Annotated in this window: 4 protein-coding genes; 3 read left to right on the top strand and 1 reads right to left on the bottom strand. The window is 39.7% G+C overall.

The genetic code is table 11. The features are described 5' to 3' along the window. Positions 1 to 11: 11 nt before the first annotated feature. On the top strand, positions 12 to 146 hold the full coding sequence (locus tag JXQ92_RS16610) for a T9SS type A sorting domain-containing protein (protein WP_421987770.1): 135 nt from the start codon (positions 12 to 14) through the stop codon (positions 144 to 146). Between the two features lie 85 nt (positions 147 to 231). On the opposite strand, the gene JXQ92_RS16615 is transcribed toward JXQ92_RS16610, so the two are convergent. Further along, on the bottom strand, positions 232 to 2,106 hold the full coding sequence (locus JXQ92_RS16615; protein ID WP_421987767.1) for a histidine kinase dimerization/phosphoacceptor domain -containing protein: 1,875 nt from the start codon (positions 2,104 to 2,106) through the stop codon (positions 232 to 234). Positions 2,107 to 2,231: 125 nt separating this feature from the next. On the opposite strand from JXQ92_RS16615, the gene JXQ92_RS16620 reads away from it, so the two are divergent. Together JXQ92_RS16620 and JXQ92_RS16625 are read left to right on the top strand one after the other, a co-directional pair. Beyond that, positions 2,232 to 2,813 (top strand): DNA-binding response regulator, encoded by a 582-nt coding sequence (locus JXQ92_RS16620; RefSeq protein ID WP_421987768.1) that lies wholly within the window; start codon positions 2,232 to 2,234, stop codon positions 2,811 to 2,813. Between the two features lie 314 nt (positions 2,814 to 3,127). Further along, positions 3,128 to 11,654, top strand: an 8,527-nt coding sequence (locus JXQ92_RS16625; protein WP_421987769.1) for a putative Ig domain-containing protein, incomplete at its 3' end; no start/stop codon positions are given.

The following is an 11,654-nucleotide window of genomic DNA, read 5'->3' on the forward strand; positions in this document are numbered from 1 at the left end:
TTACTGGCCGTATGGTGTTCTTTAATAGTGAATCAGGCAACAAGGTTATAGAAATAGACCTATCAAACAGAGGTAGTGGTATTTACTTAGTAGCAGTAGATACAGGCCAAGGGGTATTAAAGAAGAAAGTGATGATTAAGAGATAAGTGATTAACAATTTTACTTAAGTAATAAAAGGGTCAGTTATAACTGACCCTTTTTTAGTTTTTATGTATTTCTAAGATTTGCTGTTCAATCCAAATTTCTCAATTGAATTTTGAAAGAAGCGCCTTCGCTATTACCATTGTAAGTCAGCGTACTTTTTAGCTGTTTTGCTAAGAGTTTTATCAAGCGCATTCCAAGTGATTTCGAGTTGGACGGACTCGAATCTACATTTAGACCCACACCATTGTCTTTGTAATAGATCACACGCTTATTGTCTTCCAGTTCCATCATTAACGTAATTTGTCCATCTGTTTTCTCATGAAAGGCATGTTTAAGAGAATTAGTGATTAATTCGTTGATGATAATGGCAAGTGGTACAGCTTCGTCCATACCTACTACCAAATCTTTACATTTTATGTGATAGTCAATGGCTTTATCAGTTTCTTGAATTTTTACAATACTCGGGATCAGCTGACCCAAGTATTCTTGAAAATTGACATTCAAAGCATTATTGTCGGCATACAGATTTTCATGTACCAATGCGATAGACTGGATTCGATAACGTAATGTCTCATAAATCTTTTTTTGATTCCTGTCATTTACCCCGGATTCTTGTAAAAAAATAAGTGATGAGAGAACACTAAGATTGTTTTTTACCCGATGATTAAGTTCTCTATAAAGTACTTTGGTTTGTGCAAGTGCATGTTGTAGTTGTTCGTTAGATTCTTTTATAATAAACTGCTGATTAGCAAGTTCATGTGCTTTCTTCTCATTGCGTCTAAAGAGAATCCAACTTAAAATGGCGAATCCAAGAAAAAAGACTGATGTTACGATAGTCACTATAAGGGCTCTTCTACTCTCGTGCGCTTTTGTTTCAGCATCTAGTGTCGCTGATTTTTGTTTTCTAAGGTTTTCCTCGGCTACATTTTTGTCATAAGTAGCACTCAAGTCTTCTACAGCTACTGCTGATTTATTGGCTAAGTTGATTAATTGAGCCTCGAAAGATTTTTTTCTAAACTCATAACTTTCATCCATATGCCCCAAAGCTGCAAGCGTCTGTGAAAGCCTTCTGTAGTTGGATTCAAGTCCCATATTCCAACCGTTTTCTTCAGCCATTTTTACAGGCTTACGCAAAAGAGGCAGCGCTTTCTCATATTCCTCTTTACCCATATAGTAATAGGCAAGATTGTTATTCATAAAAAGAAAATCCAGATAATGTTCTTTTTCGAGTACAATCGCTATTGCTTGATTATAGTAGTCAATTATTTTCTTTTCAGGAATCGAAGAAACCCGCGCACTAGTGAAGCCGATTTCATTTAGTAATAGAGCTTTTGTGTAATAAGCTTCTTCGTCTGTTGCAAGCTCCAAACCCTTAAAAGCATAATAGAGTGTGCTGTCAGCGTTTTCATCTCGTTCGTTTTGGATGGCTGCCTTTCGGCTATACCAATAAGCTATTGTGCTTTTTGAAGCATTACCTTGGTCAATAATTTGTTTCGCCTGAGCTAAGTATTTTTCGGCAAGTTTATACTTTCTGCGTGCTCTGTGGAATTCTCCCAGATTTGCGAATCCCAGTGCCATATTGTCCTTGTCGTCAATGCGTGTATAGAAGTCCAATATATTGAGATACAATTCTAAAGAAATTGAATAGCGGCCCATGACTCTATTCATGAAAGCAATTGTTTTATCAATTTCAGTTATATACAATGAATCTGCTTTTTGGCGCAGCAGGTATGCAGGCACTGATTTATAGATTGAGTCTGCTTCATTATAATTCCCACGGTTTGTAAGCCTTTTGATAGCTGATCCATATAGTTTTAATCTTTGGCTTTGTTCAAGATCGTTAGCGTTGAGGTCTGCTTTAAGTTGCCCCAATATACCTTCAGGACCAGATATTTCTTGTGCATTTAGCTGGCTGAAATGTAAAGTGAAACTAATTACTAATATGAGGTAATAGAACTTCATAGAACAAACTTCGAGTATAGTGTAAATTACTGTTATTGACAAACGATGAAAAACGACCAATTATCGAAAATGATAATAGTATATGTAGTAACCTATTATATTCGTTTTAGACTAACCGTTTTGACTTGAGAATACTAATAATAGAAGACGAACTGATAATCGCAGAAGCACTCAATGAAATGTTGGCAGAAATGGGGCATGATTGTCTTGAAATCTTAGATAACCCTAAGGATGCTCATAAGGGAATAGAGACTCTCGATTTTGATCTTGCCATATTAGATATAAACATTGCAGGTAATCAAGAAGGATTAATACTGGGAGAAATGTGTACAAGTAAAGGTATACCGTTCTTTTTTCTAACCTCATATTCAGATAGAGAGACTATAATGCTTGCCAAGCGAGCCAGACCTGGAGCTTACTTAATTAAACCATTTACCCCTGAGGAAGTAATGGCTGCAATTGAAATTACTTTGATGCATCAATCTAAGGAGAAGCCTCAATCTTTAGGTCAGTTTTCAGATGAAATGGGCCTATCAAAAAGGGAGGCAGATGTTTTGAAGTATCTGTGTGAAAGATTAACCATATCTGAAATTACAGAGAAACTGTTTGTGTCTCATAATACCGTGAAATTTCATATCAAAAATCTTTATCTCAAACTTGAAGTAACCAATCGATCAGAGATGTTGAAGAAAGTTGGAATGAAGTAAATTGAGACTTGAATATTCTTAATTACGGTTTTTGAATAGGTATATACATGCTCACTTGAAAGCTTAATTCTTATTCAGAAGCCTTTATAAAAAGCAGTTGTTCTTGCCAGCTTATTTATATACCCAAAAAAATAGTTGCGATTTATTAATGTCAATTCGACTAGATGTAATTTGAATAATACCTTTCGACTGAAAACTATAAATATTCAATTTATTCGTCGTAAAACCTACCTATTATAGGTGGGGGAAGGATAAGTTAAATTCTAGAATTTTGTCAGGTAACAGTAATCTCTGCTCACCAGGCACTTTTTTATATGCAACAGTCTTTAAGAATAAACTCTACCCAAGTATCTCTTAGATTACCAGCGTTTTCTTTAAATCCTCTCAGTTCTATAAAGCTTTTCAGATGGGCCATGGCCTTCTTTGTGGTTTTATTAATTACAGGACTTACAGAGGCTGTTGTATACTCACAGAATACAAACCCGTCTATTACTTCTACTCCCATAACTACTGTTAACGATGATGCTCGCTATCTCTATGTGATCAGTACTTTTGATATCAACGAAGATAACGTTACAGTAACTGCTACAACCATACCAAGCTGGTTGACCTTAAGCAATGAGCCGCTGGTCAGTACATTCGCAGGTTCTGGCACATTGGGCGATACTGATGGTACGGGAACAATGGCCCAATTTTTTTTCCCATATGCGATAGCCGTAGATGGTTCTGGTAGTGTCTATGTTGCAGATACTCAGAATTCTAAAATTCGAAAAATCAGCGCTGATGGAGTGGTAACCACTTTAGCAGGTTCTGGCACATTGGGCGATACTGATGGTACCGGAACCGAAGCTCAATTTGGAAGTCCGGAGGGAATAGCAGTAGATGGCAATGGTAATGCGTATGTAGCAGATGAATTCTTTAATAATATCCGAAAGATTAGCCCGGATGGAGTAGTAACGACTTTGGCAGGTATTTGGTATAATACAAATTCAGAGAGCGGGAGTAGAGATGGTGCAGGTACTATTGCCACTTTTAATAAACCAAAAGGCTTAGCGGTAGATGGAGCTGGCAATGTCTATGTAGCAGATTCTGGAAATAACAGAATTCGTAAGATAGGTCCTTCAGGGATTGTCTCAACTCTTGCAGGTTCTGGCTTTGGGTTTGTTGATGGTACAGGAACAGCCGCACAATTTCGCATTCCAACAGGAGTAGCAATAGATGACTCTGGCAATGTGTTTGTCGCAGATTCAAATAACGGTAGCGTTCGTAAAATTAGTTCCGTTGGAGTGGTGACCACTGTGAATGCTTCTTCGCTTAATTTTCCAACCAAAGTTGCTATAGACAATGCTGGTAATATCTTGGTAACGAGCCCTAATGGAAACAGGGTTGAAAAGATTAATCCCTCAGGGGTGGTGAGTACCTTAGCAGGCTCAATAGGTGGTCATCTCACAGATGTTGATGGAGCAGCATCAGAAGCTAAATTTAGTAAGCCAACTGGTATCGCGGTAGATGGGGCTGGCAATGTGTTTGTTGCAGACCGAAACAACAATAAAATCCGAAAAATTGAATTTCCAGAATACTTGCTCTATGGAGATGCTTCTGATCAGGAGGCAGGAAATCAAACTGTTACGCTCACTGCCAATGATGGGCAGGGTGGGACTGCTACACAAAATTTCACCATCAATGTGGTAGATGTAACTGAGCCATACTTTAATAGTACTACTGGTCTTCCAGCTAATTTTGTAGAGAATGGAACAGGAACGGCATATTACGTGAGTACCTATGATGCTAATGATGTAACCACAAGTCTGGGCACTAGTAATGACGAAGCACTTTTTAATATTTCAGGAGAGTACGTGACCTTTAAAACGCTTCCTGATTTTGAGGATCCAAAAGATGAGAATAAGGACAACGTATATGTCATTGAGATAAAAGCCAATGACGGTGTCTTCGAAATAACTGAAACAGTTACCATTACCGTTACTGACTATGATGACGAGGCACCTGTACTCAGTTCAGCAACCGCGGTTAATTTTGTTGAGAATGGAACCGGCATTGCTTATACTATCGCTGCCACTGATGAAGATTCAAATACGATAACCTATAGTTTAGGTACTGCTAATGATGAGGCTTTGTTCAACATAGTTAATAATGAAATTAGCTTTAAGCTGGCACCTGACTATGAAATGGCTACAGATGGAGGCACGGATAATACCTATGTTGTTAACGTGATTTCCACTGATGAAAATGGTAACTCCAGCAATCAAGACGTGACCATTATAGTTACAAACATAAATGACAACGATCCTGTCTTCACCTCTTCGCCTGTTACTGTGGTAAATGATAATGCCTCTTATTCCTATGTAGTTTCCACAAATGATCCTGATGGAGATAAAGTAGATGTAAGTGCTCCAACTTTGCCAAATTGGTTGTCTTTAGAATATTCAACAAGCAATGTAGTTTCTACACTCGCAGGTGCTGGGTCAGGGTATGCTGATGGTAATGGAACAGCCTTGTTTGCATTCCCATATGGCATAGCTGTAAATGCTCAAGGCTATATTTATGTAGCAGAAGAGAAAAGAATTCGTAAAGTAAGCCCCGATGGCACAGTTTCCACTTTGGCTGGTAATGGTACCACAGGTTCGGCAGATGGCACCGGTACTGCAGCCATGTTTGAAGACAATCTGGGAGGAATTACGGTGGATGCTGCTGGTAATTTATATGTTATTGATAATAACAAGGTAAGAAAAGTAACTCCTGAAGGAGTGGTAACCACCTTTGCTGTAAGTGAATATAGCAATCTAACTAATATCGCCATAGATGGTTCTGGTAACCTTTATATATCAGTATTAGATGATAATAAAGTGTTAAAATTAAGTCCATCAGGAGTGTTCACCAACTTAGCAGGCAGTACATTAGGCTATGCCGATGGTACAGGTACTCAAGCACAATTTCAATACCCGGCAGGCCTTGCCACAGATGCATTGGGCAACATATATGTAGCCGACCTGGGAAATCATAGAATTCGAAAAATAACCCCTGATGGCGTAGTGAGTACATTCGCAGGTTCTTCTACTAGTGGACATCTGGATGGTACTGGCACGGCTGCATCCTTTTCAGGCCCTGTAGACATTGCATTTGATGTTAATGGGAACCTATATGTAGCTGATCAATACAATGGGCTTCTTCGAAAAATTAGCTCCGATGCTGTGGTGAGTACTCTAGCTGGAGGTGGTTCTGGTGATGGCACTGGCACGGCCGCTGAATTGATAAATGTTTATGGAATTACAGTAGATGCTTTAGGTAATTTATATGCAGCTGATCTGGATAATCATAGTATTCGCAAACTGGCAGGTGAATTGAAGCTTACAGGCGATCCAACTGGCCAGATTTTGTCCCCTCAAAATGTGGTTTTAACCGCCAGCGATGCAGATGATAGAACTTCCACACAAAGTTTTACCATTACTATAAACGATTTAACTGATCCAGTCTTTAGCTCCGGTATTTCAGCGTCTTTTGCAGAAAATACTTTTGGCACTGCTTATACCATAGCAGCCACCGATGCTCACTCAATTACTTACCGTTTAGGCAACAGTATGGATGAGGATCTTTTCGACCTTGCCGCAGATGTGGTCACTTTTAAAACAATTCCTGATTTCGAATTTCCTGACGATGGAGATACAGATAATACATATTTAATAGAAGTGATAGCCGATGATGGAGTCAACGAAGTGAGTCAAACAGTGGCTATTACAGTCACCAATGTAAATGAATCTATTCAGATTACATCAACTCCTGATACCCAAATCAATGATAACTTATTGTATAAATATTTGATTACCACCAATGATGTGGATGGTGATGATGCATTGATCACTACAACCTCACTTCCATCTTGGTTGACGCTTGGAACAGGAGTGGCCGAAACGGAAAATTTTGTAGGCAGTCCTAGGCAGAGTGGAAATGTAGAAGGAGTAGGCTCCGCTGCAAGATTTGATACACCAGACGGAATAGCCATTGACGCGGCAGACAATTTTTATGTGTCAGACTGGGGTAACAACACAATTAGTAAAGTAACTCCTCAAGGATTGGTATCTGTTTTTGCCGGAGACGGAAATGCTGCGACAGTAGATGGTACAGGCACCAATGCGTCTTTTAATAGACCAGGAGCTTTGGAATTTGATAGTCAAGGTAATCTGTATGTTGTAGAAAGTGACGGACATGCCATTCGAAAAATAACTATGGCTGGGGTAGTGTCTACTTTTGCAGGTAGCGGGTCCCCTGGTTTGGTAAATGGTACAGGAACAATTGCATCTTTCAATTCTCTTAAAGGTATTGCTATAGATGCAAATGATAATCTTTTTGTGTCAGATGGCAACAATCATTTAATTCGAAAAATATCACCGTCAGGGGTTGTGAGTACATTTGCAGGTTCGGGTATGGTAAGTAATGCTTTTGGCAATGGAGATGGCACATTCGCAGATGGTACTGGATTGACTGCTTCATTCAACTTTCCTTCGGGGATTGCAATTGATAGTCAAGACAACCTATATGTGGCAGACGCTGGTAACCTTGTTATCAGAAAGGTTACTCCTCAAGCAGTTGTAACTAGTCACATTGGAGTTGATATTTTTACCCAAATTGAAAGAAATATATCACTCAGTGGTGACCTCTCTGGTGGTACTGGTACTGAAGCCTATTTTAAAGGTACTCCGATGGATGTAGCCATTGATCAAAATGACAATCTCTTCATCATAGAAAGAGATGGATTCTTTAATTCCAATAATGCACTTCTAAAAGCAGATGTCAATGGTGTACTTGAAACGATTGCTGGTAGAGCGGGCTGGGGAACAGAGGATGGAATTGGTACAAACGCACAATTTGATGGGCCGAGCGGTTTGGTCATAAATAGAACAGGAAATATCTATATAGCCGAATCGAATGCGAATAGAGTTAGGAAAGTAATAGTTGAAAAAGTATTGGAAGGTAACCCTGCAGGCCAGATAGGTATGCATAATGTTTCGCTGAGTGCCACTGACGGTAATGGTTCAACAGATACACAAAACTTTACCATTACAGTTAAGGACGGATCCATTCTTACTTTTTCTTCAGCGAAAACAGTCAATTTTGATGAAAATATTACGGCACCAGCTTACAACGCGACAACCATCAATAAAATTCCAGACGCTGTCACAACCTATAGTTTAGGCACTGGAAGTGATAACCTGCTTTTTGATATTGCCCCCACAACAGGGGAAGTAACATTTAAATCTGTTCCTGACTTTGAGAACCCAACAGACTCAGACTTTGATGGTACTCATGTCATAACAGTCCATGCTACTGACGGAGATAATGTTGTCTTTCAGGAAGTAACCATTACGGTAAGTAATGTCAACGAAGCTTTAAATTTCACATCGATACCGATGACCAGTGTTGATGAAGACACTCCATACAGTTACACCATTACTGCAAGTGACGAAGATGGAGATTTTATAACGATTGCTGCACCTGGGTTACCGAATTGGCTATCCTTAACTTCAGAATCAACTGGTATTGTTACCACTTTTGCTGGTAACGGTAGTGCTGGGTTTATAAACCGAAAAGGCACTCAGGCTCAGTTTGAGGAACCGACAGCCATTGCAGTGGATGTATTAGGCAATATCTATGTGGCAGATAATGACAACTACAGCGTTAGAAAAATTGCGCCATCAGGAATAGTTACTACAGTTGCTGGTAATGGGAAATATGGCTTTGCTGATGGAACCGGGACCGAGGCACAATTCAAAGATTTGGAAGGGATAACCCTGGATGATGATGGTAATATTTATGTGGTTGATAATAGTGATCATAAAATCAGAAAGATAACCCCTTCAGGAGAGGTGACTACTTTCGCTGGTAATGGCATTAGAGCTTCAACCGATGGTACAGGTACATTAGCTCAATTCAATAGTCCAAGTGGAATTGCCATTGATGCTTTTGGGAATTTGTATATCTCGGAAACGAGAAAAATCAGAAAAATTACTCCTGATGGTGTGGTAAGTACAATTGCTGGTAATGCTAGCTCTGGTACAGTTGACGGCACAGGTACTAGCGCTGAATTTGACAATCCTCATGGCTTAGCCATAGATGCTGCTGGCAATATTTTTGTAGCCGATAGGAGTAACGATAATATTCGTAAAATCACGCCTGAAGGTGTAGTCAGTACCTTGGCAGGTAGTGGTAGCTCAGATCTAATTGATGGTACTGGCACGAACGCTGAATTTGATGGCCCACGAGGTTTGACTATTGATGCAGAAGGTAATTTATATGTAGCCGATTTTTGGAATGAAAGTATCCGAAAAGTAAGTCCAGAAGGTGTGGTGAGTACTTTGGCAGGTAATGGAACAAACGGGTTTGTTGATGGTACAGGTTTATCTACCAGGTTTGACCGGCCAACGGGTGTTGCGATAGATATCGCAGGTAACCTTTATGTGGCTGATAGAGATAATCATAGCATACGCAAAATACAAGGACAGCAACTGCTGGTAGGCGATCCAAAAGGACAATCATCTTCGCAAAGTGTCACACTTAATGCCACAGATGGCAATGGAGGAGAGGATATTCAAAGCTTTACAATAACTGTTAACGACCTTTACTCACCTCTCTTTGTTTCCTCAACAACTACAGACTTTGCAGAAAACGGTACTGGAGCTGCCTATACTGCTTTAGCTACAGATGCCAACTTGGTAACTTATAGTATAGACGCAGGTGAAGATGGAGCCAAATTCAATATTAATGGTTCAACAGGAATTGTCACTTTTATGTCTGCTCCGGACTTTGAAAACCCAACTGATATGGGTAATGATAATACCTATAGTATCCGTTTAATTGCCAGAGATATTGCTAATCGTACAAGTGTTCAAACGGTTACCATTACAGTCACTAATGAAAACGACATAAACCCTGTTTTTAACTCCCAGCCAATAATAACCGTAAATGATAACGCTACGTATTTTTACCCTATTTCAACATTTGATGGAGATGGAAATATCGTATCTGTATCAGCAACAAAAATACCCGAATGGCTTAACCTCTTGGAAGGAAATGCCGAAGTGAGCACACTAGCTGGTTCTACCACTAGCGGATCGGACAATGGTTATGGTTCCTCAGCTAGTTTTAATAGACCAGGTGGAGTAGTCGTAGATGCAGTCGGTAACCTCTATGTTGCGGACTTTGACAACAATACTATTAGAAAAATAGCTTTATCTGGAGAAGTGACCACATTTGCCGGTTCTGGAAGTGCCAGCTCTATAAATGGAAGCGGAACAGAGGCTAGCTTTAACGGACCTCAAGATGTTGCGATAGATGTTGCTGGAAATATCTATGTAGCCGAACGTACTGGCAATAACATCCGGAAAATAGATGCATCAGGAAATGTATCCACGCTTGCGGGCTCAGGAACTGGAGGTTCAGCAAATGGTTCGGGTACGGAAGCCAGTTTCAATTCACCAGAGGCATTAGCAATAGATGCCGCTGGAAATGTATATGTAGCCGATGTCAATAACTACAGCGTTAGAAAAATTGATGTAGCGGGAAATGTAACTACTTATGCTGGTACGGGCGGTTGGGGAACAGCCAATGGTACAGGTACTTCGGCAGGCTTTTCAGGTCCATTTGGTATTGCAGTAGACGCCATTGGCAATTTATATGTTTCTGATGGAGGCAATACCATCAGAAAAATCGATCCGTCACAAGCAGTAACAACTTTTGCCGGATCGGGCAGTACTGGTGCTCAAGATGGTGTCGGAACATCCGCTAGTTTTAATTTTCCAAATGGTATCGCTATAGATGCCAGTGGAAATTTATTTATAGCTGACAATAGCAATCATATCATTAGAAAGATTGACCCATTTGGTATGGTTACTACGCTTGCCGGGTCAGGTTCTTCAGGTGCTAGTGATGGTACCTCTGCTCAATTCAATCAACCAAGCGGCGTTGCTGTAGATGCCTCAGGCAATGTATATGTGGCTGATAAAGGAAACCATTCTATTAGAAAAATAGCTGCGCCACAGATGTTTTTGACAGGAGACGCAACCGGCCAGATTTCAGGACCTTATGGAGTTGTCTTAGTGGCAAGTGATGGAGTACCAGATGATGCAGCCCAAACCTTTGATGTTACTGTAGTGGATGTTACTGATCCAGTATTAACATCATTGACTGGTGTTAGCTTCATAGAAAATGAAACAACTATTGCCTATATACCAATCGCTACAGATGCTAATTCAATCACCTATAGTTTGGGTACTGGTAATGATGAGGGACTTTTCAACCTTAGTAATAATGAAATAAGTTTTAAAAATGCTCCTGATTACGAAACCCCAACTGATGTAGGTACTGATAATATATATATGATTAGTGTTGTTGCAACTGATAAGGCTGGTAATACAGATAATATTGATGTTGCCATAACGGTTAAAAATGTGAATGAAGCGCCTGTGTTTACTTCTCCTTCATCGAGTAGTTTTCCTGAGAATAGTACCGGTTTTGCTTTTGGAGTATGGGCTCAAGATCAGGATGCTAATACGAGTATTGCGTATAGCTTAGGTACGGACCGTGATGAATCTCATTTCTCAATCAATGAAAGTATTGGTTTAATTAGCTTTAAGGCATCTCCTGACTTTGAAAATCCAATGGATGCAGATAGCAAAAATGACTATGTGCTTGAAGTCAAAGTTACCGACGGTGTTAATGTAGTCAGTCAAATTTTGACAATCAGTGTTACTGATTTGGATGACACTGCTCCCGTCTTTACTTCACCTTTAGCAGTAAGTTATACTGAAAATGGTTCAGGTTCAGCTTATA

The organism is Roseivirga sp. (genome assembly GCF_049099775.1).
In the GTDB taxonomy this organism is placed as follows: domain Bacteria; phylum Bacteroidota; class Bacteroidia; order Cytophagales; family Cyclobacteriaceae; genus Roseivirga.

What these genes read in the sequence shown, in the direction of transcription:
- JXQ92_RS16610 (WP_421987770.1), top strand. Translation starts at nt 12, where the DNA reads ATGGTGTTCTTTAATAGTGAATCAGGCAACAAGGTTATAGAAATAGAC.
- JXQ92_RS16615 (WP_421987767.1), bottom strand. Translation starts at nt 2,106, where the DNA reads ATGAAGTTCTATTACCTCATATTAGTAATTAGTTTCACTTTACATTTC.